The organism is Rhodococcus sp. 14-2483-1-2, from assembly GCF_002259405.1.
Lineage (GTDB): Bacteria > Actinomycetota > Actinomycetes > Mycobacteriales > Mycobacteriaceae > Rhodococcoides.
On record NZ_NPFW01000022.1, the window covers coordinates 237090 to 262804 of the forward strand.

General features: G+C 65.7%; 21 protein-coding genes. 11 read left to right on the top strand and 10 right to left on the bottom strand.

The genetic code is table 11. The annotated features are described in order from the left end of the window. The first annotated feature begins 165 nt into the window (after positions 1 to 165). Positions 166 to 651: a WKL family lipoprotein gene (locus CH295_RS22100; protein ID WP_094742177.1), complete on the top strand. Its 486-nt coding sequence runs from the start codon at positions 166 to 168 to the stop codon at positions 649 to 651. A 36-nt stretch (positions 652 to 687) separates the two neighbouring features. Here CH295_RS22100 and CH295_RS22105 read toward each other — a convergent pair whose 3' ends face one another. Beyond that, positions 688 to 1554, bottom strand: coding sequence for a tRNA (adenine-N1)-methyltransferase (locus CH295_RS22105; RefSeq protein ID WP_094742178.1), 867 nt, complete (start codon positions 1552 to 1554; stop codon positions 688 to 690). A 320-nt stretch (positions 1555 to 1874) separates the two neighbouring features. On the opposite strand from CH295_RS22105, the gene CH295_RS22110 reads away from it, so the two are divergent. Next, the gene (locus CH295_RS22110) at positions 1875 to 2753 is read left to right on the top strand and encodes a RecB family exonuclease (protein WP_502694539.1); all 879 of its coding nucleotides are present in this window, start codon (positions 1875 to 1877) and stop codon (positions 2751 to 2753) included. Continuing rightward, positions 2750 to 3562: a thioesterase family protein gene (locus tag CH295_RS22115; RefSeq protein ID WP_094741950.1), complete on the top strand. Its 813-nt coding sequence runs from the start codon at positions 2750 to 2752 to the stop codon at positions 3560 to 3562. Before CH295_RS22110 ends, CH295_RS22115 begins: the two co-directional genes overlap by 4 nt. 13 nt (positions 3563 to 3575) lie before the next feature. On the opposite strand, the gene CH295_RS22120 is transcribed toward CH295_RS22115, so the two are convergent. The 5 genes from CH295_RS22120 to metH are packed head-to-tail and all read right to left on the bottom strand — an operon-like array spanning position 3576 to position 9479. Then, on the bottom strand, positions 3576 to 4007 hold the full coding sequence (locus tag CH295_RS22120) for a PaaI family thioesterase (RefSeq protein WP_094741951.1): 432 nt from the start codon (positions 4005 to 4007) through the stop codon (positions 3576 to 3578). A 25-nt stretch (positions 4008 to 4032) separates the two neighbouring features. Further along, positions 4033 to 4884, bottom strand: a complete 852-nt coding sequence (gene hisG, locus CH295_RS22125; RefSeq protein ID WP_037190018.1) for an ATP phosphoribosyltransferase — start codon at positions 4882 to 4884, stop codon at positions 4033 to 4035. A 48-nt stretch (positions 4885 to 4932) separates the two neighbouring features. Further along, the gene (locus tag CH295_RS22130) at positions 4933 to 5196 is read right to left on the bottom strand and encodes a phosphoribosyl-ATP diphosphatase (RefSeq protein ID WP_032378490.1); all 264 of its coding nucleotides are present in this window, start codon (positions 5194 to 5196) and stop codon (positions 4933 to 4935) included. Between the two features lie 49 nt (positions 5197 to 5245). Further along, the gene (locus CH295_RS22135) at positions 5246 to 5917 is read right to left on the bottom strand and encodes an HAD family hydrolase (protein WP_094741952.1); all 672 of its coding nucleotides are present in this window, start codon (positions 5915 to 5917) and stop codon (positions 5246 to 5248) included. Then, positions 5910 to 9479: a methionine synthase gene (gene metH, locus CH295_RS22140; RefSeq protein WP_094741953.1), complete on the bottom strand. Its 3570-nt coding sequence runs from the start codon at positions 9477 to 9479 to the stop codon at positions 5910 to 5912. The genes CH295_RS22135 and metH overlap by 8 nt, the downstream gene beginning before the upstream one ends. Positions 9480 to 9652: 173 nt before the next feature. On the opposite strand from metH, the gene CH295_RS22145 reads away from it, so the two are divergent. The 8 genes from CH295_RS22145 to CH295_RS22180 all read left to right on the top strand — a co-directional run bounded on the left by CH295_RS22145 (position 9653) and on the right by CH295_RS22180 (position 22205). Next, entirely contained in the window at positions 9653 to 10555 is a 903-nt protein-coding gene (locus tag CH295_RS22145; RefSeq protein ID WP_094634599.1) for a PAC2 family protein, read from the top strand. Positions 10556 to 10655: 100 nt separating this feature from the next. Then, positions 10656 to 11003 carry a hypothetical protein gene (locus tag CH295_RS22150; protein ID WP_037189311.1) on the top strand — a complete coding sequence of 116 codons (348 nt, stop codon included), beginning with the start codon at positions 10656 to 10658 and terminating at the stop codon, positions 11001 to 11003. Next, positions 11003 to 13492 (top strand): nitrite reductase large subunit NirB, encoded by a 2490-nt coding sequence (gene nirB, locus CH295_RS22155; protein ID WP_094741954.1) that lies wholly within the window; start codon positions 11003 to 11005, stop codon positions 13490 to 13492. Before CH295_RS22150 ends, nirB begins: the two co-directional genes overlap by 1 nt. Then, positions 13489 to 13788, top strand: a complete 300-nt coding sequence (locus tag CH295_RS22160; RefSeq protein WP_094634396.1) for a Rieske (2Fe-2S) protein — start codon at positions 13489 to 13491, stop codon at positions 13786 to 13788. The genes nirB and CH295_RS22160 overlap by 4 nt, the downstream gene beginning before the upstream one ends. An 82-nt stretch (positions 13789 to 13870) precedes the next feature. Then, positions 13871 to 15358 (top strand): TIGR02677 family protein, encoded by a 1488-nt coding sequence (locus CH295_RS22165; RefSeq protein WP_353955488.1) that lies wholly within the window; start codon positions 13871 to 13873, stop codon positions 15356 to 15358. Continuing rightward, positions 15355 to 16788 (top strand): TIGR02678 family protein, encoded by a 1434-nt coding sequence (locus CH295_RS22170; protein ID WP_252342142.1) that lies wholly within the window; start codon positions 15355 to 15357, stop codon positions 16786 to 16788. The genes CH295_RS22165 and CH295_RS22170 overlap by 4 nt, the downstream gene beginning before the upstream one ends. A gap of 4 nt (positions 16789 to 16792) precedes the next feature. Next, a complete protein-coding gene (locus CH295_RS22175) occupies positions 16793 to 20977 on the top strand; it encodes a TIGR02680 family protein (RefSeq protein WP_094741956.1) in 4185 nt (1394 codons plus the stop codon). Next, complete coding sequence (locus tag CH295_RS22180; RefSeq protein WP_252342143.1) at positions 20967 to 22205, top strand: DUF2399 domain-containing protein; 1239 nt, start codon at positions 20967 to 20969, stop codon at positions 22203 to 22205. The genes CH295_RS22175 and CH295_RS22180 overlap by 11 nt, the downstream gene beginning before the upstream one ends. Here the strand turns inward: CH295_RS22180 and mshC are convergent. The 4 genes from mshC to CH295_RS22200 all read right to left on the bottom strand — a co-directional run bounded on the left by mshC (position 22202) and on the right by CH295_RS22200 (position 25710). Then, complete coding sequence (gene mshC, locus CH295_RS22185; RefSeq protein ID WP_037189321.1) at positions 22202 to 23443, bottom strand: cysteine--1-D-myo-inosityl 2-amino-2-deoxy-alpha-D-glucopyranoside ligase; 1242 nt, start codon at positions 23441 to 23443, stop codon at positions 22202 to 22204. The two genes, CH295_RS22180 and mshC, sit on opposite strands and share 4 nt — an antisense overlap. A 24-nt stretch (positions 23444 to 23467) precedes the next feature. Next, positions 23468 to 24241 carry an SCO1664 family protein gene (locus CH295_RS22190; RefSeq protein WP_170946058.1) on the bottom strand — a complete coding sequence of 258 codons (774 nt, stop codon included), beginning with the start codon at positions 24239 to 24241 and terminating at the stop codon, positions 23468 to 23470. 35 nt (positions 24242 to 24276) lie between these two features. Then, a complete protein-coding gene (locus CH295_RS22195) occupies positions 24277 to 24867 on the bottom strand; it encodes a DUF3090 domain-containing protein (RefSeq protein ID WP_037189325.1) in 591 nt (196 codons plus the stop codon). Positions 24868 to 25002: 135 nt separating this feature from the next. After that, positions 25003 to 25710, bottom strand: coding sequence for a histidine phosphatase family protein (locus CH295_RS22200; RefSeq protein ID WP_094634392.1), 708 nt, complete (start codon positions 25708 to 25710; stop codon positions 25003 to 25005). Between the last annotated feature and the right edge of the window lie 5 nt (positions 25711 to 25715).

The window sequence follows — 25715 nt, forward strand, 5'->3', positions numbered from 1 at the left end:
CGATCTATCAACGCTACCGGCACCGGCCCGAATGTGCGGACCGACACCACGATCGGGACGGAGAAGCAGTGTGTTCGACCGCACCCGAGCGTCGGTCGAGTTCATGTTAGCCTCACCTGACCAAACAGCGGACCGACCACGGAATCAGGGGCTTCACCAGTGAAGATGCGCATTTTCTCGGCAGGTGTCGCGCTCGCGGCAGCAGTGACGTCGGTAGCCGGGTGCAGCTCGGCCGACGAATCCGATCGGACCGATCACAATTCGACGTCGGCCGCCGAGAGCAGCGCCACGGCAACCGATGCACCCGCCGTCGCGCCGCCGACCTCCGGCGAACTCGAAGCATCTCTGGTGCAGCTGGTGGCCCCGGACGTCGACGCGGCGACGAAGGCGGCCGCGGTCGAGAACGGACAGGCACGCTTGACCAACCTCGAAACGATGACCGCGGCCCTGGCGAACTACGGCGCGATCACCTTCGAGGTGGCCGAACCGACGGTCGAGGGCGAGACATCCACCGCCGACGTCGCTATTGCCACTCCTCGGGGAACGGCAGCTCCATCCCCGCAGACCTGGGTGCTGATCGACGGCGACTGGAAGCTATCCGATGCCAGCACCTGCCAGATCCTCGCGATGGGGCAGGCTCCCTGCGCCTAGACCGAGGTCGGGAATCGCCGGTGGCGGCTCTTGTCGTCAGCCCTTGCCGGATCGACGCTGCGGCTTCGGCGTGACAGTGCCTTCGGCGAGGCGTCGGACACTGACGAGGAATGCCGTGTGCCCCTGCATCCGATGCTCGGGACGAACCGCCAGTCCGACGACGTGCCAACCCCGCACCATCGACTCCCACGAACGGGGTTCGGTCCAGCACTCCTGCGCCCGAAGGGCTTCGACGACCTTGGACAACTGCGTCACCGTGGCGACGTAGACGAGCAGCACGCCGCCCGGAACGAGAGCTTTCGACACGGCGGGCAGTGCGTCCCAGGGCGCGAGCATGTCGAGGACGACCCGATCGACCTGCTCACCGGGACGGTCGACACCGAACTGATCCACGTCGGCCACCGTCAGGTGCCAGTTGGACGGCCGCTCGCCGAAGAAGGTCTCGACGTTCTTGATCGCGTAGTCGGCATGGTCCTGGCGGATCTCGTAGGAGATGACCGTTCCTGCCGTGCCGACCGCACGCAGCAGCGAGCACGTCAGAGCGCCCGATCCGGCACCGGCCTCGAGCACGCGCGCCCCGGGAAACATGTCACCCTCGTGCACGATCTGGGCTGCGTCCTTGGGGTAGATGACCTGCGCGCCTCGCGGCATCGACAGCACGTAGTCGGTCAGCAGGGGCCGCAGCGCGAGGTAAGGGGTGCCGTTGACGGACGTGACGACGCTGCCCTCGTGGGCACCGAGAAGTTTGTCGTGGGTGATTCCGCCCCGATGGGTGTGGAACTCCTTGCCCGCCTCGAGCACCACCGTGTAATGGCGGCCCTTCCCGTCGGTCAGCTGGACTCGATCTCCGACGCGGAACGGCCCGCTGCGGGCTGGTCCGGTCGGAACCGGCTCGACCGGGATGCCGTCGTCGGCCGTCGAAGCTTCGTCGAGTTCGATTTCGTCGACACTCGCGGTGACCACTTCGTCCGCACCGATGACCGGGGCATCGACGATCGCGTCGACCTCGGACCCGTCGGTAGACGCGGACGCGGAATCACCGAAGGACACAGCATCACCGGACGGCACAGCGGAACCTGCTTTCGTTGCTCTGTTGGACGCCCGACCTGTTCGGTCCGACACCTGGGACGACTCGACGTGCCAGACTACGGCCTTGACCGAAGATGTCGGACCAACGGCATAGTCTCGCAGTCGTGAGTATTTCCGTGTCGACGCCCATCGACTTGCCTCTACTCGATCTCGGCGACACTGCGCACCCGTCGCCGTCGACGACCGGTTCTCGTAGTACGCCGGCGTTGTCGCCTTCGCGCGCAGGTGATTTCAAGCAGTGCCCACTCCTCTATCGCCTCCGTGCCGTCGACCGGATTCCCGAGGTCTCCACCGAAGCTCAGGTGAAGGGAACTGTGGTGCATGCCGCATTGGAGGCCCTGTACGCGTTGCCCGCACAGGATCGTGTGCCGACCACTGCGCGCGAGCTCGTCGATCCGGCCTGGGAGCGAGTGGTCGCTCGGTCACCCGACATAGAGACTCTGGTCCCGGTGGACGAACGACCGGCGTTTCTCGACCGGGCTCGTGCGCTGGTCGCCGGCTATTACGAACTCGAAGACCCCACTCGGTTCGAGCCCGAGTCCTGTGAACAACGAGTGGAGGTCGTGCTCGACGACGGTACGCCGCTGCGCGGATTCATCGATCGGATCGACGTGGCACCGAACGGGATGATCCGCGTCGTCGACTACAAGACGGGCCGGGCTCCACGGGAGTTCACCGAGTCCAAGGCGCTGTTCCAGATGAAGTTCTATGCCCTGATGATCATGCGGATGCGTGGAGTCGTTCCAGCGCAACTGAAGTTGATGTATCTCTCCGACAAGCAGGAGCTGACCTACACCCCCGACGAGGGTGAACTGCGAAGGTTCGAGCGCATGCTGTCCGCGATCTGGAAGGCGATTCTGGCGGCGGGTGAGACCGGTGACTTCCGCGCCAAGAAAGGCGCACTGTGCAAGTGGTGCGACCACCAGGCGCTGTGTCCGGAGTTCGGCGGTACTCCCCCGGCTTATCCGGGTTGGCCCACGGCCGCTGCCGAACCGACGGGCGCCGAGCTGTGACGGTTCCGAATGCCTTCTTCGTTCCCGCCGGGGTCGGCAGAGAAGGCCACGAGAGGGTCACCGCCACCGAGCACACCGTCAGCCTGTGGGCACCGACGATGCAGCACGGCGCTCCACCGTCGGCCCTGTTGGTCCGTGCGCTCGAGCGAGTGGACGCCAGGGAGGACACCCGTATCAGTCGCGTGGCCGTCGACATTCTCGGGCCGATTCCTGTCGGGGACATCGAGATCCGGGCATGGACGGAGCGACCCGGTGCCAATATCGAACTCGTCGTCGCGGAGCTCTGGGCGGAAGGCGCCTCGGGAACTGCGCGCGCGGTGGCCCGCGGCAGCGCATGGCGCATGCGCACCGTACCGACCGACGACGTTGCACACTCGGGCGATCCGGTGATGCGACCGGTGAGCGACGGTGTCGACTACGCCTTCGGTGGCACCTGGTCGTCGGGCTATCTCGACGCCGTCGAGTTCAAGATGCTCACCGGGCTCGGTGCGGATGGGCCGGGCGAGATCTGGGCCAGGCCCACACCTGTTCTCGTGCAGGGTGAATCGATGACGCCCCTCGAAAGGCTCTTCTCGATCGCGGACATCGCCAACGGAATCGGAGCGAAGCTCCCGATCGACGAGTGGACGTTCTTGAACACCGACCTGACCGTGCACGTGTTCCGCCTGCCGCAGGGCGAATGGATCGGGGTGTCGGCGGAGACCTCCACCGGGTCCGACGGCATCGCCATGTGTGCGGGCACACTCAGCGACGAACTGGGTCCGGTCGGTCGCATCGCTCAGACGGTGTTGGTTCGGCGTCGGAGCTGACTGTCCAGTCCGGTCACGACGTTCGCGCTGTGACGACGGTGCCCTGAGCCACCGCGACGATCCGCTCGCTGTCCCCGTCGACCGAATACACGGTGCAGTGGCAGATGGCCTGGTTTCGGGTCGTCGAGATCGCGTGCGCGCGGGCGATCAGATATTCGCCCGTTGCCGGCCTCGCGAAGTCGACCGTGCAGTGCGCGGTCACCGCGTCGCCACCGAGCGCGATTCCGCCGGCGAAGGTCACGGCGTTGTCTGCAAGATAGCTGATGACGCCGCCATGCACGAAGCCGTGTTGCTGCCGGAGCTCCGGTCGGTTTCGAAGGCGGACCTCGACGTTGCCACTGTCGGTGGAGACCAGCTCGGCACCGAGCAGAGTGGTGAACGGTTGAGCGTCGAATATCGCCCTCGCCCGTCGAGCGAGGTCGTCCTCGGAGGTATCGGATGTCATACGTCCACCGGTAGCCGTGTCGGATCTAGAAGGCGCGGCAGGACCTGATGTCGGAGGCGAGGATGGCCTTGGCACCGAGCTCGGCGAGCTGATCCATGACGTTGTTGTGCACCTTACGAGACACCATGGCGCGCACGGCAACCCAGTTGTCGTCGACCATCGGTGCCAAAGTCGGCGACTCGATTCCAGGAGTGATCTTGACTGCTTCGTCGAGGATCGACTTGGGGCAGTCGTAATCGAGCATCAGATACTGCTGCGCGAAGACCACACCCTGTACGCGGGCGATCAGTTGCTTGCGTGCGGAGTCGGTGCCCGGGGTGCCTGCTCGTTCGATCAGCACGCCCTCCGAATCGCAGAGAGATTCACCGAAGGCGACGAGGTTGTTCTGACGCAGCGATCGTCCCGACTCCACGACGTCGGCGATCGCGTCGGCGACCCCGAGCTGGATGGAGATCTCGACTGCGCCGTCGAGGCGAATGACGGTTGCCTCGAGTCCTCGGGCGGCCAGATCCTTACGAACCAGGTTGGGATAGGACGTCGCGATGCGCAGTCCGCCCAGGTCCTCGGGTGCCCACTCCTTGCCCGCCGGCGCGGCGTAGCGGAAGGTCGAACGACCGAATCCGAGTGCCAGCCGCTCCTCGACCGCGGCACCGGAATCCAGCGCCAGGTCACGCCCGGTGATGCCCAGATCCAGCTGGCCGGATCCGACGTAGATTGCGATGTCCTTGGGACGGAGAAAGAAGAACTCGACGCCGTTGGCCGGATCGAGAACCGTCAGGTCCTTCGAGTCGCTTCGGCGTCGGTAGCCGGCTTCGCTGAGAATCTCGGCGGCGGACTCGGACAGTGCGCCCTTGTTGGGTACGGCTACGCGCAGCATGGAGTTTTCCTTCATCGGTGAATTCGTAGGAGAGGTGCGGACCTTGCCTCACAGATGTCGGTAGACGTCCTCGAGCTCGATGCCTCTGCCCACCATCATCACCTGAACCCAGTACAGAAGCTGCGAGATCTCCTCGGCGAGCGCCTCGTCGCTCTCGTGCTCGGCCGCGATCCACACTTCACCAGCTTCTTCGAGGACCTTCTTGCCCTGGAAATGAACTCCGGCGTCCAACGCTGCGACAGTGCCCGAGCCCTCGGGACGGGTCTTCGCGCGGTCGGTGAGCTCGGCGAACAGGGAATCGAAAGTCTTCACGGCTGCATATTCTTTCACGTCGTCGATCAGGGGTGCGAATCGGTCGAGATCAGGACGACCATGCCCGTCTGACGTCGTCCGCGGTCAGTCCGACGAGACCGTCGCGAATCGTGTATCCCGGTGCGGCCTGCACTGCGATTTCGGACGGAACCACCAGCACCGGGCAGCCGGCACTGTGCGCCGACAACGACCCGGTGGGTGAATCCTCGACCGCAAGACACGAGGCGGCATCCAGTCCCAGCAGTGCAGCTCCGCGCAGGTAGGGCGCCGGATGCGGCTTGCCTGCCTCGACCTCGTCGCCGGTCACCGTGATGTCGAAGTACTCGCGACCCAAGGTGTCCAGAGCCCGCTCGACCAGACCCCGCTCGGTGTTGGTGACCAGCCCCGTGGACAGACCCATCTCGCGCACGAGAGCGAGAGCGTCCTTGGCACCGGGGCGCCAGGGAATCCCCTCGGCGAAGAGATCCCCGACTCGCGTGGTCAGCCACTCGCGGCCCTGGATCAGGTGCTCGTCGGTGACCTCGACCGCGGCATTCGCCAATACCTTGCGCAGGGCATCCCACATCGAGTTGCCGAGGGTACTTTCGCGCACCTCCGCGCTGAGTTCCGTTCCCAGTGTGCGGGAGTACTCACCGATGGCGACGTCCCAGATCTTCTCCGAGTCGAGCAGTGTGCCGTCCATGTCCCACAGGACACCGTGCAGGTGAGTTGCGCTAGACATTGAAGTACTTGGCCTCCGGGTGATGAAGTACGAACGCATCGGTCGACTGTTCGGGATGTAGCTGCAGTTCCTCGGACAGCTTCACGCCGATTCGCTCGGGTTCGAGAAGAGCGGCGAGCTTGATGCGGTCCTCGAGATCCGGGCACGCGCCGTAGCCGAACGAGTAACGAGCACCCCGATATTCGAGTTTGAAGAAGCCCTCGGCCTCGGTGGGATCCTCCGAGGCAACGGAATTGCCGTCGGACAGCTTCAGCTCCTCGCGTACCCGGCGATGCCAGTACTCGGCCAAGGCTTCGGTGAGCTGGACGCCGATTCCGTGGACCTCGAGGTAGTCACGGTACGAGTCGGCGGCGAACAGCTCGTTGGCGAAGTCCGCGATGGGCTGGCCCATCGTCACCAGGTTCATCGGCAGAACATCGACCTTGCCCGATTCCCGTGCAGCCGAACGCGATCGAACGAAGTCCGCGATGCAGAGGAAGCGGTCGCGGTGCTGCCGCGGGAACGTGAACCGAAAGCGTTCGGGCGCATCGGGTTCGGGTTCGGTGAGTACGACGACGTCGTCACCCTCCGAGACCGCCGGGAAGTACCCGTACACCAGCGCCGCGTGCGCGAGGATGCCGTCGGTGCTCAGTCGATCCAGCCAATACCGCAGGCGCGGTTTGCCTTCCGATTCCACCAGATCCTCGTACGTGGCACCTTCGCCCTTGCGGGCACCGCGCAGACCCCACTGCCCCAGGAACAGGGCCCGCTCGTCGAGCAGCCCCGAGTACTCCGACAGTGACACGCCCTTGACGATGCGCGTGCCCCAGAACGGCGGCACTGGGATGTCGATGTCGGCAGCGACATCGGATCGCTCGGGCACGACCACCGGTGCTTCGGCGGCCTTGCGCTTCTCGGCGATGCGCTTGGAGCGCTCGTGGCGTTCCTTGCGCTCGGCCGTCTTGGCCTTCGCGGCGAGTGCCTCGGGGCTGTCCGGGGCCGGTCCGCCGCCGCGCTTGGTGGTCATGATGGTGTCCATCAACCGAAGGCCCTCGAACGCATCACGTGCATAGTGCACGTCGCCCTCGTAGACGTCCTGCAGATCGTTCTCGACATACGACCGCGTCAGCGCCGCTCCGCCCAGCAGAACGGGGAATTGCTCGGCGACACCCTTCGAGTTGAGTTCGATCAGGTTGTCCTTCATGACCACGGTGGATTTCACCAGCAGCCCGGACATGCCGATCACGTCGGCGCGCTTGTCGATCGCGGCCTCCAGAATGGTCGAAATCGGTTGCTTGATACCGAGATTGACCACCTCGTAGCCGTTGTTGCTCAGGATGATGTCGACGAGGTTCTTGCCGATGTCGTGCACATCGCCCTTGACGGTACCGAGCACGATGCGGCCCTTGCCGTCGTCGTCGGTCGCCTCCATGTGTGGCTCGAGATACGCAACAGCAGCTTTCATCACCTCGGCCGAGGCGAGCACGAACGGCAGCTGCATCTGGCCGGAGCCGAACAGTTCACCCACGGTCTTCATCCCCGAGAGCAAGGTCTCGTTGATGATCTCCAGCGGTGGCTTCTCGGTCATCGCGGTGTCGAGATCGGCGTCGAGGCCGTTGCGTTCACCGTCGACGATGCGTCGTTCGAGTCGCTCGAACAGCGGCAGTCGGCCGAGCTCCTCGGCGCGGGATTCTCGCGCCGACGCCGCGGAGACACCTTCGAAGAGCTGCATGAGCTTCTGCAGCGGGTCGTAGCCCTCGGCGCGACGGTCGTACACCAGATCGAGGGCAGTCTCTCGCTGCTCGTCGGGAATCTTGTTCATCGGCAGGATTTTCGACGCGTGCACGATGGCGGTGTCGAGGCCGGCCTGCGTGCATTCGTGCAGGAACACCGAGTTCAGCACCTGGCGCGCAGCGGGATTGAGACCGAACGAGATGTTCGACAGCCCGAGGGTGGTGTGCACCTTCGGGTACTTCTCCTTGAGCTGCCGGATGGCCTCGATGGTCTCGATGCCGTCGCGTCGCACCTCTTCCTGGCCCGTCGAGATCGGGAAGGTGAGTGTGTCGACGATGATGTCCTCGTGGCGCAGGCCCCAGTTCTCGGTGATGTCGGTGATCAACCGGTCTGCGACACGCACCTTCCACTCGGCCGTCCGTGCCTGTCCCTCTTCGTCGATGGTCAGAGCAACGACAGCGGCACCGTGCTCCTTGACCAGACGCATGATCTTCTGGAATCGCGAGTCCGGCCCGTCGCCGTCCTCGTAGTTGACCGAGTTGACCGCGCTGCGGCCACCGAGGTGCTCCAAACCTGCTTCGAGAACGGCAGGTTCGGTGGAGTCGAGCATGATCGGCAGGGTCGACGCCGTCGCCAGGCGGCTGGCCAACGCGGCCATGTCGGCGGCACCGTCGCGGCCGACGTAGTCGACGTTGAGATCGAGCATGTGCGCGCCGTCGCGTGTCTGATCCTTGGCGATGTCGAGGCACTTCTCGTAGTCCTCGGCGAGCATGGCGTCGCGAAATGCCTTGGATCCGTTGGAGTTGGTGCGCTCGCCGATCATCAGGATGCTGGCGTCCTGCTCGAACGGAACGGCGGTGTATAGCGAGGAGACGCCCGGCTCGGGCGCAGGCCGACGTTCGAGTTTCGTTGCCCCGTGGACCATGTCGGCAACCTGGCGGATGTGCTCGGGCGTGGTGCCGCAGCAACCGCCGACCAGGGCCAGGCCGTACTCGCTGACGAAACCGCTGAGGGCCGCGGCCAGTTCGGGGGCGGTCAGTGGGTACTCGGCACCTTTCGCGCCCAGTGTCGGCAGGCCGGCGTTGGGCATCACCGACACCGGAAGACGTGAATGCTTGGACAGATGGCGCAGGTGCTCGCTCATCTCGGCCGGGCCGGTCGCACAGTTGAGCCCGATCATGTCGATACCGAGGGGTTCGAGTGCCGTCAGTGCGGCACCGATCTCGCTGCCGACGAGCATCGCGCCGGTCGTCTCGACGGTGACGTGGGTGATGATCGGTATACGGACACCGAGCTTGTCCATCGCATGTTGACTGCCGATGATCGCGGCCTTGACCTGCAGAAGATCCTGGCAGGTTTCGACCAGGATGGCGTCGGCACCGCCGTCGATCATGCCCAGGGCGGCTTCGGTGTACGCGTCGCGCAGTCGGGCGAAGGGCGCGTGACCGAGAGTGGGCAGCTTGGTGCCCGGCCCCATCGAGCCCAGCACGTAACGGTCCATCCCGTCGCGGCCCGGACCCATCTCGTCGGCCGCCTCACGGGCCAGCCGGGTGCCCTTCTCCGCGAGTTCACGGATCCGGTCCTCGATGTCGTAATCGGCCAGGTTGGGCAGGTTGCACCCGAACGTATTGGTTTCCACGGCATCCGCGCCGGCCGCGAAGTACTCGCGGTGGATCTCGCGCAGGACGTCGGGCCTGGTGTCGTTGAGGATTTCGTTGCAGCCCTCGAGACCGATGAAGTCGTCGAGAGTCAGGTCGGCGTCCTGGAGCATCGTGCCCATCGCACCGTCGCCGATGACAACGCGACGTGAAATCGCATCGAGCAGACTGGGCTTGTGTTGAGCGGGCATCACTACAGAGTAGTGGGCACCGAAGTCACGTCGGGTCGTAGGCTGTCGTGGTGAGTCCCCGAAACCTCGATGACCAGTCCCCGATCGACGACGGAACCCAAAATACGGACATTTCAGGTTCCGGATCGGATGTGCCTCTGGATGCCGCATTGATCGAGGCCGTCCACGACGCTGTGGCCAACGCCACAGACATCGACGATCTCGACGATCTCGACGACGTCATTCCCGAGTTGCGCTCCCCGATCCTGGTGGCTGCCTTCGAGGGCTGGAACGACGCAGGCGATGCCGCCAGCGGCGCGATCGAACATCTGGAACTGATCTGGGACGCCAGCCCGCTGGCCGAACTGGACTCCGAGGACTACTACGACTACCAGGTCAACCGCCCGACGGTCCGCCAGGTGGACGGTGTCACTCGCGAGATCGAGTGGCCGTCGACTCGACTGTCGGTGTGCTCGCCTCCCGGCAGCTCGCGCGATGTGGTGCTGCTGCGCGGTATCGAGCCGAACATGCGCTGGCGCAGTTTCTGCGACGACCTGCTCGAATTCGTCGAACAGCTCGGCGTCGAGACCGTGGTGATCCTGGGAGCGCTGCTGGCCGACACTCCGCACACCAGGCCAGTTCCGGTGACCGGCACCGCCTACAGCACGGAGTCGGCAGAACAGTTCAACCTCGAACAGACCCGCTACGAGGGACCGACCGGGATCACCGGTGTTCTGCAGGACGAGTGCGTCAAGGCCGGGGTGCCGGCGGTCTCCTTCTGGGCTGCTGTTCCACACTACGTCTCTCAGCCGCCCAACCCCAAGGCCACCGTGGCGCTGCTGCAGAGGGTCGAGGACGTGCTCGACATCGAGGTACCGCTCGGCGAACTGCCGACCCAGGCCGAGGAATGGGAAGAGGCGGTGACCGAGATGACAAAGGAAGACGAGGAGATCAGCGAGTATGTGCGCAGCCTCGAAGAGCGGGGCGACGCCGAGGTGGACATGTCCGATGCAATCGCCAAGATCGACGGCGACGCCATCGCGGCCGAGTTCGAGAAGTACCTGAGGCGCCGCGGTCCGGGCAACTTCGGGCTCTGACCGACCGCACACGAGGGACCGGGAGCCGGTGAGGTCTTTCTGATCCCGACGTAACGTCACCGCAGCGGTGACGTCACCCCGACCCCGCAACCTCGTGGGTATGGCCAGCACACCGCGATTCCTGCAGGGCATCTTCTCCTTCACCGGGCACGGTCTGGACAAGCCCGAGCTGATCGATCCAAGCCTCAGCTTCGTCGTCCCCGAGGGTGCGACGGCTCAGCCGCTGTACTTTCGCGGCGGAAATTCCAGCGACGAGCTGGTGGTCGTGACCTTGCTGCGCGACGGCAGCCCGATGCGCATGTTCCCGATGGGCGCCAAGGACGGAGTGAACATTCCGCTGCGGGTGGTGGAGGACGTGGATCCGGACACGGTGCTGGAACTGGTCGTCGCCGCCCCTGCCGGAACCAGCGGAGAGGTCGTCGTCGATTTCGGTCTGGTGCTGATCTGATGACCGAGGGCAAGCAGCGACTGCTGGTGGTCGGCAACGGGATGGCCGGTGCCAGGGCGGTCGAGGAGATCATCAAACGCGACGGCAGCGCGCTGTTCGAGATCACCATGATCGGCGACGAGCCGTACGGCAACTACAACCGAATCATGCTCTCGCACGTGCTGTCCGGCGAGGCCACCGTCGACGACGAGGATCTGATCCTCAATCCGATGAGCTGGTACAGCGAGAACGGCGTCACACTGCACGCCGGGGACCGCGCGATCTCACTCGACCGCTTCTCCAAGACCGTCGTCTGCGAGAGCGGTCGGTCCGTCGACTACGACGTGCTGATCATTGCCACCGGCAGTAACACCTTCTTCCCCAACATGGACGGCCTGCGTGAGTCGGACGGCAGGCTGGCGCGCGGCGTCTTCGGCTTCCGCACCATCGCCGACACCAACGGCATGCTGCAGATGGCGCAGTCACGCGACGACGTCTCGGCCGTCGTCATCGGCGGCGGACTGCTCGGGCTCGAAGCCGCCTACGGTCTGCGCACCCAGGGCCTCGAAGTGAACGTGGTGCACTCCCCCGGTCACCTGATGAACCAGCAGCTCGACGAACGCGGTGGACGCGTGCTGCGCAACAAGATCGAGTCGCTCGGCGTCGGCGTACACACCTCCAAGCGGACCACCTCGGTGTTGCGCTCCGAGGACGGCGTCGTGACCGGTGTGGGGTTCAACGACGGCACCTCGCTCGCCGCAGACATGGTCGTGGTCACCGCAGGCATTCGTCCCAGCGTCGACTTCGCTCGCGCGGGCGGGTTGGTCATCGAACGCGGAATCGTCGTCGACGACCAATTGCGGTGCGAGGACGAGGGTTCCATCTATGCCGTCGGTGAATGCTGTCAGCATCGAGGTGAGGTCTACGGTCTCGTCGCACCACTGTGGGAACAGGCCGTCGTGTTGGCCGACGTACTCACCGGAGCCGATCCCACTGCGGCATACCATGGTTCGCGTTTGACCACCAAGCTCAAGGTGGCCGGTGTCGACGTCGCGTCGATGGGGATCACCTCCCCCGAACGTGACGACGACGAGTTCGTCCAGTTCTACGAGCCACGCAGTGGTACGTACAAATCGGTGATCGTGCGGGGCAACAAACTCGTCGGCGCCACCCTGCTCGGCGACATCTCCAAGGCCAACTTCCTGACCCAGGCGTTCGACGAGAAAGTGCCGCTACCCGACGAGCGCATCAGCATGCTCTTCGACATGGGAACGCCCTCTGCGGCAACAGGAGCCGCCGAATTGGCCGACGACGTCCAGGTGTGCAACTGCAACGGCGTGACGAAGGGTGCCATCGTGGCCTGCGTACACGCGGGCGCGAAGAACCTCGGCGACGTAACCGCGAAGACCCGGGCGGGCAAGGGGTGCGGATCGTGCAAGGGTCTGGTCAAGGACATCATCGCCTGCGCAGCGGGCGGTGCCGTCGAGGCCGATCCCACAGCGGACTGGTACGTCCCCTGCATCCCCATGACCAAGCCGGAACTGATCGAGGCCGTTCGAGCGCAGGATCTTCGCGCGGTGTCGGCGGTGTTCGCGGCGTTGGCGACCGGCGGAGCGGAGGACGCCGCAGCCAAGATGCCGTTGGCGTCGTTGCTGCGGACGGTGTGGGGCCCGGACTGGGTGGACGAGCGCGGGGCGTTGTTCATCAACGACCGAGTCCACGCCAACATCCAGCGCGACGGCACGTTCTCGGTGGTTCCGCAGATGAAGGGCGGCGTCACCACCCCGGATCAGTTGCGCAAGATCGCCGACGTCGCAGACAAGTACCACGTACCGCTGGTCAAGGTCACCGGCGGCCAACGGATCGACCTCCTCGGCATCAAGAAGGAAGACCTGCCGAAAGTGTGGGGAGATCTGGACATGCCCTCGGGCTTCGCGTACGGCAAGAGCATGCGCACGGTGAAGACCTGCGTGGGCAGCGATTTCTGCCGTTTCGGTCTCGGCGACTCGACGGCACTGGGCATCGCCCTCGAGGAGCGATTCCAGGGCTTGGAGACTCCGGCGAAGTTGAAGCTCGCGGTCGCGGGCTGCCCGCGCAACTGCTCGGAGGCACTGTGCAAGGACTTCGGCGTGGTCTCGGTCGGCGAGGACAAGTGGGAGATCTACGTGGGCGGCGCGGCCGGTGCGCACATTCGCAAGGGCGATCTACTGGCCACCGTGACGGGAGCCGAGGAGGTTCTGGCCGTGGCAGGCAGGTTCATCCAGCATTACCGCGAGAACGCCCAGTGGCTCGAGCGAACGTACGCGTGGGTGCCACGCCTCGGCCTGGAGGAACTGCAGAGCGTGTTGATCGACGACCGCGACGGCATCGTGGCCGGACTCGACGAGCGGATGCAGGCATCGGTGGACGGGTACATCGACCCATGGCAGGATCGCGCGGCACCCAAGTCGGCCGCCCAGTTCACCCCGTCGCTGCCACTGCTTCCGCTGCCACAGGTGCCGGTCCGATGAGCGTGCCGGTGGGTGCGCTGGAGGACCTGACACCCGGCGAGGGACGGGCCTACGTGGTCGACGGCAAGCAGGTCGCTGTGTTCCTGCTCAGCGACGGCTCGGTGCGGGCGATGGACGCCGTGTGCCCACACAAGGGCGGGCCACTGGCAGACGGTCAGATCGACGGATCCATCGTCGTGTGTCCGATGCACCAGTACACCTTTTCGCTCGACGACGGCACCTGCCCCAGCGGCATCGATTCGGTGCGCACCTACCCCGCCGCAGTGGTGAACGGAAAAGTGACCGTGGAGCTGTAACCGGCACGGTTCAACGACTGGGGCACTGAACACCTACCCTGTTCCAGTGAGCGAATCAGGTGAGGACGCGCGGCAGGGAGTCGTGAATGCGTTCGTGGAGGAAGATCGTCTCGGTCTCTTCTCGTTCGCCGTTGCCGAGAAGCGCTCCGAGTACCTGGCCGTTCTCCGGGCATTCGACACCGCACGAGCCAACTACGTCGTCCTGCTGCACTCCGGAGACGTGGCCGACCTCATGGCACGCAGTGCAGGGCGCCACGAAGCACTGACAACCCTCGACATCGCGCCTCTCCTCGATCAGCTCCACGCCTGGGGCCTGCTCGAACGCAGCTACGACGGCACCCGCGCCGCAACTCTCGCCGAGTACCGCAACCGTCACTTCGTCTACCAGTTCGGCCAAGCCGGCTACAAGGCCTACCGTGCGGTCGAGGACGTGCTCGGGGCCCGCCTGGACGACGCCGCGCTGTCGCGGCTGGTGCTGCCCGAGCTGCTGGCCGACATGCACGAGCTGGCCGAGGCGAACCGTCTGGCCGACGGCGATCGCATCTACCGCAAGCTCAGCCGACTCGATTCGACACTGTCGGAGATGGCGACCCGTGCCGCCCACTTCTATCTGGTGCTCGGCGATCTCGTGCGCACCACCGAGATCACGCCGGAGTCGTTTCTGGTCCACAAGGACGCCCTGCTGACGCATATGCGTGAATTCAGCTCCGATCTGACCCGCTACGCACCGAAGCTCGCCGAGGCGATAGCACTCGTCGAGAGCACCGGTATCGAGGAGCTCGTCGAGCGCGCCGCGATCAGCGACGAACGAGTCTTTCTCACCGTCGCCGAACGCCGCGCCGACTGGACCGACCGCTGGGCCGGCCTCTCACACTGGTTCGTCTCGGCCGAGTCCGAACTCAGCGAGTCCGAACGACTCCGCGAGGGCACGATGAGCGCGATCGCGGCCGTACTGTCGCTGCTGCGTCGGGTCACCGAAACCCGCAAGGGCGGAGTCAGTCGCGAGAGTCAATTGCGCCACCTCGCCGGTTGGTTCGCTGCCGCACCGACCGAAGACAGCGCGCACGCCCTGTTCCATGCCGTGTTCGGCCTTGGCAAACCACGGCATCTGTCGATGGTGCATCCCGACGCCGACATCATCCCGACGTCCCGATCGTGGTGGGAGGCACCACCGGTCGAGATCTCACGCACCCTGGCCGAGACCGGACGCACTCCGACCCCCGGTGTTCCGGGACGGGTGCAGCGCAACGACGGCGGCATCAGACGGCTTCGGGAGCAACAACTCGAGTCGCAGCGATCACGCAGTGCCGCAGCACAATCGCTTGCCTCGGCCGGAATCCACGACCGAATTCTCGACGAGCAGGAAACCGAGGTGCTGTTGAGCCTGCTGAACGCTGCACTCACGGCGCGGGTGCGCGTGAGCGGACGCACCTCCGACTCGTCCGGATCGGACAGCGGCGTGCGCCTGACGCTCAGCGACAGCGACCGTTCGACGATCGTGCGGACCAGCAGAGGCCGGCTACATCTGGATCGCCTCGCGCTCGACGTCAGCGAGGTGGCACGCCGATGAGAGCTCGCGAGATCTCCACCCTCGCACTGGATTCCTACCAGCGGGCCGCCCGGGTCGCGCTGTCGAATCACCTGGTGACCACGACGTATCCCGATCGGATCGCGCTGCCACTGCTGCGTAGATGGGCCACCGAGTTGCGCGAGGACCTGCTCGAACTGTTCGGGTATCGCCTCGAGGTCACCGAGACCACGGCCCGACTCTTCCCGGTGATCGACGCACTCGACGACAGTCAACCCGCGCGGACGTCCACCGACCGAATCTTCGACCGCCGCAGGTACGCGTACCTGGCGTTGGCTCTGGCTGCACTCGGCCGGGCGGGCAACCAGGTCACTCTGTCCGAACTCGCCGATCATGTTGCAGCAGAGGCGAGTCAGGTCGACGGTGTCGAACTGACGACCGACCGGGCGAGCGACCGAGACGCGTTCGTCGACGCGATCGGCTGGTTGGCGACCCGCGGGGCCATCGCGTTGGCCGACGGTGACGCAACCGGCTGGGCGAACAACCCGTCCGCAGGCGAGGCGCTCTACGACATCGACCGACCCGTTGTCGTCGCCCTGTTCAGGCCGCCTCGCGCCGTCCAGCATCTGCGATCGATTCGCGGTTTGTTGGCCGGCTCGGACGCCCCGATCGATCCCGAGGAGTTCGATTCGGCACACACCGATTCCGGACGTGAGGCAGACCCGAAGGAAACGCTGCGTGCGGTACGCCGGGCGTTGGTCGAGCACCCGGTCGTCTATCTCGACGATCTCGACTCGGACGGCCGTACCGCCCTGGCCGCGTCGCGCACCGTTGCCGATGTCGAGTTGCTCACCGGCCTCGTTGCCGAGCGGCGCGCCGAGGGAGTGGCGCTCATCGATACCTCGGGACGTCTCTCGGACTACCGATTCCCCAGCACCGGAACCATTGCCCAGGTCGCATTGTTGATCGCGGGCGAGATCTCGGACCGAGTGATCGATCCGGATGCACCCGCGCTGGCGACCTACCCCCTTCCCGACGGTGACGCCCTGATCGAGCAGTTGGACGACGCGATTCCCGACGGCGGAGTATTCGGCGATCTTGCCGAGTTCGGGTTCGGTTCCGATTCCGCGACAGCCGAAAATGCGGACGGCGCGACGCGGTATCCGCTGATCGAGGACAGTTGGCTGACAACGGTCGTCGATGATCTCGTCGAACGCTTCGGCCGCACCTTCGCTGCTCAGTGGCAAACCGATCGGGACGGCCTGCGGCTGCGGGCGATTGCGCTGTTGCACCGACTTCGATTGATACACAGCGTGTCCGGCGGCGTGCTGGTGCTGCCGGTGATCGCGCGCTACCGAGACGTGATGGTGAGTGTGCGCGATCGGACCCCGCAGGACTCGCTTTTCGGCACCGAACAGGCCCCCAGTACCGACCAGGCCGACAGCACCGATCCATCCGAAGTAGAGGCTTGAGTAGATGACCACACACTCGACACGTTTCCGGCCGACGCGAGCAGGGATCGTCAACCTCTGGGACTACCGCGATCAGGAGTTCTCCTTCGCCGACGGTCGGCTGGTGTTGCGTGGTCCCAACGGATCAGGGAAGACCAAAGCGCTCGAAGTGTTGTTCCCGTTCGTCCTCGACGGTCGTATCGAACCGCGCCGGCTCAATCCGTTTGCCGGAGAAGAGCGGACGATGAAATCCAACCTGCTCTATCGGGGGCAGGAAAGCGCGCACTCGTACGTGTGGATGGAGTTCGGCCGCGGTTCACGCGCCGATCCCGAATCGGTGACGGTCGGCATCGGTATGCGGGCGAGCCGCCACAACGACAAGGTGACCCGCTGGTACTTCGTGGCCGACGGCAGAGTGGGCGTGGACTTCTCGTTGTTGGGTTCCGACGACCGGCCGTTGACGAAGAAGCAACTCGGCGAACAGCTGGGCACCGACGCGTTGACCGATCGCCCGGTTGACTATCGCGCCGCGATCGATGCCCGGATGTTCGGACTGGGCGCGCAGCGCTACGACCAGCTGATCAATCTGATTCTGACGCTTCGCCGCCCGCAATTGGCCAAGAACCTCGACCCCAAGGGGCTCTCGCAGGCGTTGACCGACGGCCTGCGCCCGTTGGACGAACAGTTGGTGCTCGAAGCTGCGCGCTCCTTCAGCGACATGGAGGAGGTGGGCCGGGCGCTCGAAGGACTGGCGCAGGCCGATCATGCCGCCAAGAACTTCGTCTCGGTGTACTCCAAATACCTTCGGGTGCAGACTCGTTCGGATGTCGAGCAGGTCTCGCGCCGGCTCGAGGCAGTCACTCATGCGACCACCGCACACTTCGCCGCCGCCGCCCTGAAGGACCGGCGTCTGCTGGAGCGAGCGGCTGCGGAAACTCGATTCGACGAGGCCGAACGCGCACTGGATCAGGCCGTTGCAGACCGCGAGACCCTGCAGCGCTCGAGCGCATACGAGGGCAAGCAGCAACTGGACGACCTGGCCGAGTCCGCTGCGAAGCTGGAGATCTCGACCGCCCAACAGGCCGACCGCGCACGCAAGGCTCGAGCAGAACTGGAACAGCGCACCACCGAAGCAGCTCGGGCCGATTCCGCCCTCCGGGATTCGATTGCCGGGGTGACCCGCGCCGAGGAGGAGCTGCAGACTGCGGCCGAGGATGCCGGAATCGTCTGGACCCCACTGCCGGGAACAGCCCGCAGCGATCAGATCAGCACCGCGCTGCGTGGCCATGCCGAGGAACGCGACGGCGACGTGCGAGCAGTTCGTGAGGCGTTGGGAACCGTCGAGAAGGCGTCGACGGAACGCGCTCGTGCGGAGAAGGCCGCCTCGAAGGCTCGCGAGATGCTCGAGGCCGCGTCGGCTGCGGTCACCGAAGCCGAGGCGACCGTCGACCTGCAGAAGGCGCAGTTCGCTTCGGGGCTGCGGGCCTGGTGGTCGACCCATTCCGCGCTCTACTCCTCAGCGGGCATCACCTCCGCAGCGTTCGAGGCCCTCGACGCCGCGTTGGCAGACATCGGCGACGACGACGCTCCGAGCCTGGAATCGGTGCTGTCGGACCAGACCGCGGACGGGGTCGACGCGCTTCGTGCCCGGCAGGCACAGGCCCGCGTCGACGTGTCGACCCGCACTACCGAGCTGAACGCGCTGCGCGACGAACTGTCCCTGGTTCGGGCCGAACACGATGACGCGCCGCCGCCGTTCGTGGCCCGAACCGACTCTCGGGTCGAACTCTCGGGTGCTCCACTGTGGCAGCTGGTTCGGTTCGCGGACTCGGTATCCCCTGCCGACGCGGCGGGGATCGAATCCGCGCTGCAGGCGTCGAATCTGCTCGACGGCTGGATCCACCCGATCGCGGACTTCCCGGGCGAATCGAACTCGGAGCAGTATCTGTCGCCGCTGCCGGAGGCCTCGAGGCCGACCGGGACCACGTTGGCGTCCGTCCTCGAACCCGAGCCCGGTACCGCGGTATCGGAATCACGCATACTCGACGTGCTGAATTCGGTTGCATTGCAACAGGACCAGGGCACATTCTCGGACTGTGCCGTCTCGGTAGGCGTCGACGGTCGGTACTGGCAGGGTGTACAGCAGGGGCGCCACACCAAGACCGATGCCGAGTACATCGGCGCGACGGCGCGGGCGCGTCGGCGAGAGCAACGCATCGCCGAGCTCGGCGCCGCGATAAACACCGCGACCGCCGCGCTGGAGACCGCAACGGCCGACGAGCGATCTGCCCGCGAATCGGTTCAGGCACTGAGTGCGGCCGCGAAGCGGCTTCCCCGGGTCTCGGCCATCGTGAAAGCGCAACGCGCCGTCACTGCCGCCGCCGGGGCGCTGCGCACCTCCACGGAGGGTGCTGCCGCAGCCGACCGTGAGTTCGACCAGGCGATCGCGGACCTGTCGGCGAAGGAGAAGCAGCTGCGCACCGTCGCCGTTGCTCACCGAACCCCACACATCGGTCGAGACATCGACGCCCTCGCCGCTGCGATTCGGCATTTCGAGCATCAGGGCTCGATGGTGATCCGCAAGCGCGGCGATCACACGCGTGAAACAGAACGCGCTCGCGAAGCAACCAACCGGCTCGAAGAAGCGAGTGGCCTGGCCGAAGAGCTCGCCGAGGAAGCCGCGATAGCCGACGAGAACTACCGGCAGCAGGTGCAACGCCTCGAGCTCCTGAGTGAGAAGCTCGGTGCCACCGCCGAACAGATCGACGCCGATCTCGAGAACGCACGCGAACGCATCGAGAAGTGCCGCGCCGAGCAGCGGGCCGCGCGTAAAGCGGACAAGGAAGCCGGCGAAGCAATCGGCAAGGCCGAAGGTGCCTGCAACACAGCGTTGGAAAGCCTGCGCGGTGCCGTCACCGAAACCCTGGGCGACGCCGTACGGCTCGCGCCCTACGCTCGTAAGGACCTGCTCGGCATCCTCGGCGTCCACGAGGCGTACGCCTGGCCGGCCAGTGATTCCGCCTGGTTGACCGTGGAGCAGATTCTCTACCGAGTCCAGCAGGCCGACGGTCCCGACGACGAGGTTCCGGTACTTCCACCGGTGGTGCGCGCACTGCATTCGGCACTCGACGCAGCGACGGCGTCGGTGAAAGTCAGTGACTCGAGCCGGAAGTCGACCCGGACTGCGCTGACGAGTGCGCTGCAGGAGTTCGACTCGCAACTCGCCGCATCGGGTCAGGACTACCGCCTGCAGTGGGATGCGCCGGACGGTTTGACCGTGGTCCGCGTCCAGGACGAGCAGGGCTACTCGTCGGTCGGAGATTTCGCCGATCGAATCGGTTCGGCGAGGGCCGATCAGGAGTTGCTGCTGACCGAGCAGGAGCGCCGAATTCTCGAAGATGCATTGCTGACCGGCCTGGCGCAGCAGATTCACGAGCGCACCGTCGACGCACGCGAGCTGATCGCCCAGATGTCCACCGAGATGAAGCAGCGCCGCATGTCCTCGGGCAACACGATCGGCGTGCACTGGGTGCTCGCAGACAACCTCGACGACGGGGCCCGGGCGGTGTCCAAACTGCTCGACCGCGACGCCTCGGCGTTGAGCCAGGACGATCTGGCCGCGATGCGAGCCCACTTCGCGTCGGAGATCAGAATCGCTCGCGCGGCACATCCGGAACGGTCCTACCCCGAGATCCTGTCCACGACACTGGACTACCGTCGCTGGCGCGTGTTCGCTTTCACGCTCATCAGCGGTGACGGCAACGAGGATCGTCTCACCGTCGCACGCCACAGTGCGCTCTCGGGCGGTGAGCAGTCGGTGTCGCTGCACCTGCCACTGTTCGCCGCGGCGCACGTGATGCTCTCGTCCGCCGATCCACATTCACCTCGGCTGCTCGCGCTGGACGAGGCGTTCGCCGGTGTCGACGACAACGGACGCAGCGAATTGCTCGGCCTGAGTGTGCAATTCGATCTCGATCTGTTCATGACCGGATACGACCTGTGGATCACCTACGGGGACGTCCCCGGCTGCGCTCACTACGACCTGGCGCATTCGACGGCCGAGAACACCGTCAGCGCAGCACTTCTGGTGTGGGAGAACGGTGAACTGTTCGCCGAGCACGACGGTACCGACCTCGCTGCCGCACTCGGGTCACCGCTGACGCGCCGTGTGCCGACCCGAACCGAAGGTGGGCTGGAGTTTGAGCGGTAACAGCGAGTGGCGCGGCAGCGTCGAATTGGATGCGCTGCTCGATGCGGCACGAAAGAAGTTGGAGTCCAACTGGCTTCGCGTCGGCGGCAACATCACCGTCGATCTGAGCGACGCCCAGGAGCTGTGGCGTCTGTGCAGCGCGATCTCTCGGTCCAACTCCAGTCTGCATTCTCGGGCGCGCAGCACCAGGCTCGACCTCGAGCGGTTCGACGCGTGGCTGAGCCATCCGCTCAACGGTGGCCTCGGACTGATCGACACCCTCACTTCGCAGGCCCCGTTGCAGGACAAGAAACGGATCGCCGCAGACAAGGCTCAGGTGCGTGCCGATGCACTCGATCGAGCCAGGGAGGTTCTCGGCGGCGGTACCGATCGAGAGTGGATCGAGCACTGGATCGCGTCACTGCTCAATCAGGACGGCACCCTCGGCGGCCGGGTCGCCGTCGATGCGCTCGAGGTGGCCACGAAGGTCCTCGCAATGCTGCCGGTGGACGGGATGTCCCTCACCGAGCTCGCGGAACTTTCCTGCGGTGATCCGAAGGCGCTCTCGGGCGGCGGGGCCCCGAAACTTGTCCTCGATGCATTGTCGTTGCGCGAGAACGTGCCCCGGCCCGTCGATCCGGTCGGCATCAGGGCGCTGTGGGAGACCGCGGGTGTGTCGGTGGACGCGGTGTCCAGCCGGGTGCTGGTGCTCGGCTACCGCGTCGACGAGACCCACTCGGTGGCCCGTTGGCTGAACGATGCAGCAGACGAGGGCATCCCCTTCCCCGTCACCGTGGACATGCTCATGCGCGGGACGCTCACCAACAGCTCGTCGACAGTGTTCGTCTGCGAGAACGTGGCGGTTCTCGCCGCTGCAGCCCGCACTCTCGGGGCGAACTGCGCGAGCCTGATCTGCACCGACGGTCAGCCCTCCGCCGCGGTACACCGGTTGCTGGCCTCCCGCGCGCCCGGCACCACGATCGAATGGCGTGCCGACTTCGACTGGGCCGGAGTGAACATGGTGAAAAACGCAGTGGACCGATACGACGCGACGCCGTGGCGCATGGACGTCGACTCCTACCGGCACGCGCTCGATGCACGGAATTCCGAACCGCTGAAGGGCCATCCGACGGACAGTCCGTGGGACCCGGAACTGGCTGCTGCCCTTCGTGACTCGGGCCGAGCAGTCATGGAAGATCGACTTGTCCCGGATCTGCTGACGGACCTACGCCTGGGACCCGCGGACTAACGCAGCGGAACTCCGAGCAACGCGTCGACCGCATCGGCGAAGGCGCCGGGTGCGCCCGCATCCGATCCGCCACGCTCGACGGCGAAACTCGCCCACGCGTCGAGCGCATCGAGCGCCTTGGGGGTGTCCAGATCGTCGGCCAGATGCTGCCGCAACCGATTGATCACATCGTCGGCAGATGCTGCGCTCTCGAGGGCCGCAGCCCGCCGCCACAGTGCGAGCCGGGTGTGAGCCCGTTCGAGGACCTCGTCGGACCAGGGCCGATCCTGCCGGTAGTGACCGGAGAGCAGACCGAGTCGCACGGCGCTTGGATCGACGTTCTCGGCCCGGAGCTTGGAGACGAACACCAGATTGCCGCGACTCTTGGACATCTTCTCGCCGTCGAGCCCGATCATCCCGGTGTGCACGTAGTGCCGGGCGAAGCGCGGATCACCGGTCGCCGCCTCGGCGTGTGCGGCCGAGAATTCGTGGTGCGGGAAGATGAGATCGCTTCCGCCGCCCTGAATGTCGAAGCCGGTACCGATGCGGTTGAGCGCGATGGCGGCGCATTCGATGTGCCACCCGGGCCGACCCGGACCCCACGGCGACGGCCACGACGGCTCACCCGGCCGCACCGCGCGCCAGAGCAACGCGTCGAGTGGATCCCGCTTACCGACCCGATCGGGGTCGCCGCCGCGTTCGGCGAAGAACGTGTCCATCGTGGCGCGGTCGTAACCGGACTCGTAGCCGAACTGCTCGGTGGCATCGGCACGGAAGTACACATCCGGGTATTCGGCGTCGTCGACGACGTACGCGGCACCGGACGCGACCAGCTTCTCCACCAGTTCGACGACCTCGTCGACGGACTCGACGGCACCGATGTAGTCGCGCGGAGGGAGTACCCGGAGCGCTTCCATGTCGGCGCGGAAGAGTTCGATCTCCCGAGCTCCCAGATCGCGCCAGTCCTCGCCGTCACGGTCGGCGCGCTCGAACAGCGGATCGTCGACATCGGTGACGTTCTGCACGTAGTGCACGTCCGTGCCCGCGTCCAGCCACAGCCGGTAGATCAGGTCGAAGGTCAGGTACGTCGCCGCGTGCCCGAGGTGGGTGGCGTCGTACGGGGTGATTCCGCAGACGTACATCCGAGCCGTCGAACCGGGAGTGACCGGTCTTACCTGGCGGTCTGCGGTATCGAACAATCGAAGCGCTGGACCCTGTCCTGGAATTGTCGGGATCTCCGGGCTCGACCAAGAATGCATGTATCCGAGCCTATCCGAGCCCGATCAGAAGGCGGGCCAGGGTATGGGTCTGCTCGAGCGGGGCTCCGGCATGATGGGGCGGGCGATCAGTTCCTGCGCTCGGTCGAGCACTGCGACCGTTTCGGTCAGGGTGATCTTGTCGACCAATCGGGGTGCGGTGACCGCGTCGAACGTCTCGACGAACCTGACCACGTCGGTCATCAGTGCATCGTCCACGGCCTGGCCAGCCCACCCCCACAGCACCGTGCGCAACTTGTTCTCGGCGTGCAGGCAGATGCCGTGATCGACTCCGTACACGTAGCCGTCGAGACCTTCGAGTGCGTGGCCACCCTTGCGATCGGCGTTGTTGAGGATCACGTCGAGAACCGCCATCCGCTGCAGCCGCGGATCGTCTGCGTGGATGAGCGCGATCTCCTCGCCTTCGCCGTCGTACGCCTGCAGTACCGGAATCCATCCCGCCGGCACGAGATCGGGACGGCAGATATCGACGAGGTCGACGCGTCCCTCGGCGTGATCGTCGGGCGTGTCGATCCACTTCTGCACCATGCCGGGGCCGAACGGCCCGTCGCGCAGGACCGTCGGTGGAATGACACCCCAACCCAGGGCCTCGGAGATTTCGTAGGACGCCACTTCGCGACCCGCGAGAGTGCCGTCCGGAAAGTCCCAGAGCGGCACTTCACCGCGAACGGGTTTGTACACGCACCGCACGGCCGAGTCGCCTTCGCCCGCCTCGCACACCAGCGTGGCGTTGCTGGCCGACACCACGCGACCGACGATTGTCAGGTCGCCGGTCTCCATGGTTTCGCGGCCCTCGAACGGCGGCAGTTCGACGGTCAAGACTCGTCGACCTCGGTCACCGGTCCGAACGTCGCACCGCGGCGGTAGCCGTTGGTTCTGATGCAGACGTGTCCCTCGGGAGCCAGCGGCTGCCCGCACAGCGGGCACGGTGCACGGCCCGCCGCGATGACGCGCTCGGACCGCACCGCGAATTCGCGGGCCTGCACCGGAGTAAGGAACACCCGGACTGCATCGGGGCCCTCGTCGGTGTCGTCGAGAACGACCGATTCGTCCACCTCGACTTCGCTGACGGCGAGAAGTTCCACCACGACGGCGTTGGCGTCGGCATCCCAGCCGAGTCCCATCGTTCCGACGCGGAACTCGGTGTCGATCGGAGTCAACAGCGGACTCGTGTCGACCGGATCGGTCTCCTCGGCCGGAACGTCGGCTCCGAAGCGGCGGTGCACTTCTTCGAGGAGCAGCCCCATCCTGTCGGCGAGTACCTGGACCTGCTGCTTCTCCAAGGCGACCGACACCACGCGGGCGTCGTGCACCGCCTGGAGGAAGAACGTTCGGTCGCCCGGTTCCCCAACGGTCCCGGCAACGAAACGATCAGGGGTGCGAAAAACGTGTATGGCGCGCGGCATTGCACCTCCTAACGACTCGAACAGCTCCGCGAAACAATTCTCGGAACTTTCATTATCGGCCACAGATCGACCATGGACGGTATTGCTTGCCCTCCAGCCTGCCACCGATCGGGGTGTCAGCGCCGAATCGGCGCTCTAGCTGCCTGCCCCACCACCGACGACCGCGTCGGACGAGTCCGCGTTGCCCGGTTCCGGCGTGCTGGGCTCCTCGGCCTTCGGCACGAACGCACTCAGATCGGACCCGGTGTCGTTGGTCCGCAGTACGAAGGGCCGCGTCGAGGTGTAGCGAACGACACTGATCGATGCCGGGTCGGCGACGATGCGCTGGAACGAATCGAGGTGAGCACCCATCGCGTCCGAGAGCACCGACTTGATGACGTCACCGTGCGAGCAAGCCACCCACAACACGTCGCGTCCGTGCTGCGCGGCCAACCGAGCGTCGTGCTCGCGCACGGCCTGCACCGCGCGCTGCTGCACCGTCGCCAAGCCCTCACCCTCCGGGAACACCGCAGCCGACGGATGCTGCTGCACCACCTTCCACAGCGGCTCGGCCAGCAGCTCCTTGATCGTCCGGCCGGTCCACTGCCCGTAGTCGACCTCCACCAACCGATCCTCGACCACCGGCGAGAGCCCGAGCTTGGCAGCCAACGGCTCGACCGTCTGCTCGCATCGCAGCAACGGAGAGCGCACGATCTCGGACACGGGCAGCTCGCCGAGACGATCCGCCACCGCCTGCGCCTGCTCGCGCCCACGATCATCGAGCTCGACTCCAGCGCTTCGACCCGCGAGCGTGCCTGCGGTGTTCGACGTCGAGCGGCCGTGCCGAAGCAAGATGACTGTCATTGCAT

What these genes read in the sequence shown, in the direction of transcription:
- CH295_RS22100 (WP_094742177.1), top strand. Translation starts at nt 166, where the DNA reads ATGCGCATTTTCTCGGCAGGTGTCGCGCTCGCGGCAGCAGTGACGTCG.
- CH295_RS22120 (WP_094741951.1), bottom strand. Translation starts at nt 4,007, where the DNA reads ATGACATCCGATACCTCCGAGGACGACCTCGCTCGACGGGCGAGGGCG.
- hisG (WP_037190018.1), bottom strand. Translation starts at nt 4,884, where the DNA reads ATGCTGCGCGTAGCCGTACCCAACAAGGGCGCACTGTCCGAGTCCGCC.
- CH295_RS22135 (WP_094741952.1), bottom strand. Translation starts at nt 5,917, where the DNA reads ATGTCTAGCGCAACTCACCTGCACGGTGTCCTGTGGGACATGGACGGC.
- metH (WP_094741953.1), bottom strand. Translation starts at nt 9,479, where the DNA reads ATGCCCGCTCAACACAAGCCCAGTCTGCTCGATGCGATTTCACGTCGC.
- CH295_RS22150 (WP_037189311.1), top strand. Translation starts at nt 10,656, where the DNA reads ATGGCCAGCACACCGCGATTCCTGCAGGGCATCTTCTCCTTCACCGGG.
- nirB (WP_094741954.1), top strand. Translation starts at nt 11,003, where the DNA reads ATGACCGAGGGCAAGCAGCGACTGCTGGTGGTCGGCAACGGGATGGCC.
- CH295_RS22160 (WP_094634396.1), top strand. Translation starts at nt 13,489, where the DNA reads ATGAGCGTGCCGGTGGGTGCGCTGGAGGACCTGACACCCGGCGAGGGA.
- CH295_RS22170 (WP_252342142.1), top strand. Translation starts at nt 15,355, where the DNA reads ATGAGAGCTCGCGAGATCTCCACCCTCGCACTGGATTCCTACCAGCGG.
- CH295_RS22175 (WP_094741956.1), top strand. Translation starts at nt 16,793, where the DNA reads ATGACCACACACTCGACACGTTTCCGGCCGACGCGAGCAGGGATCGTC.
- mshC (WP_037189321.1), bottom strand. Translation starts at nt 23,443, where the DNA reads ATGCATTCTTGGTCGAGCCCGGAGATCCCGACAATTCCAGGACAGGGT.
- CH295_RS22190 (WP_170946058.1), bottom strand. Translation starts at nt 24,241, where the DNA reads ATGGAGACCGGCGACCTGACAATCGTCGGTCGCGTGGTGTCGGCCAGC.
- CH295_RS22195 (WP_037189325.1), bottom strand. Translation starts at nt 24,867, where the DNA reads ATGCCGCGCGCCATACACGTTTTTCGCACCCCTGATCGTTTCGTTGCC.
- CH295_RS22200 (WP_094634392.1), bottom strand. Translation starts at nt 25,710, where the DNA reads ATGACAGTCATCTTGCTTCGGCACGGCCGCTCGACGTCGAACACCGCA.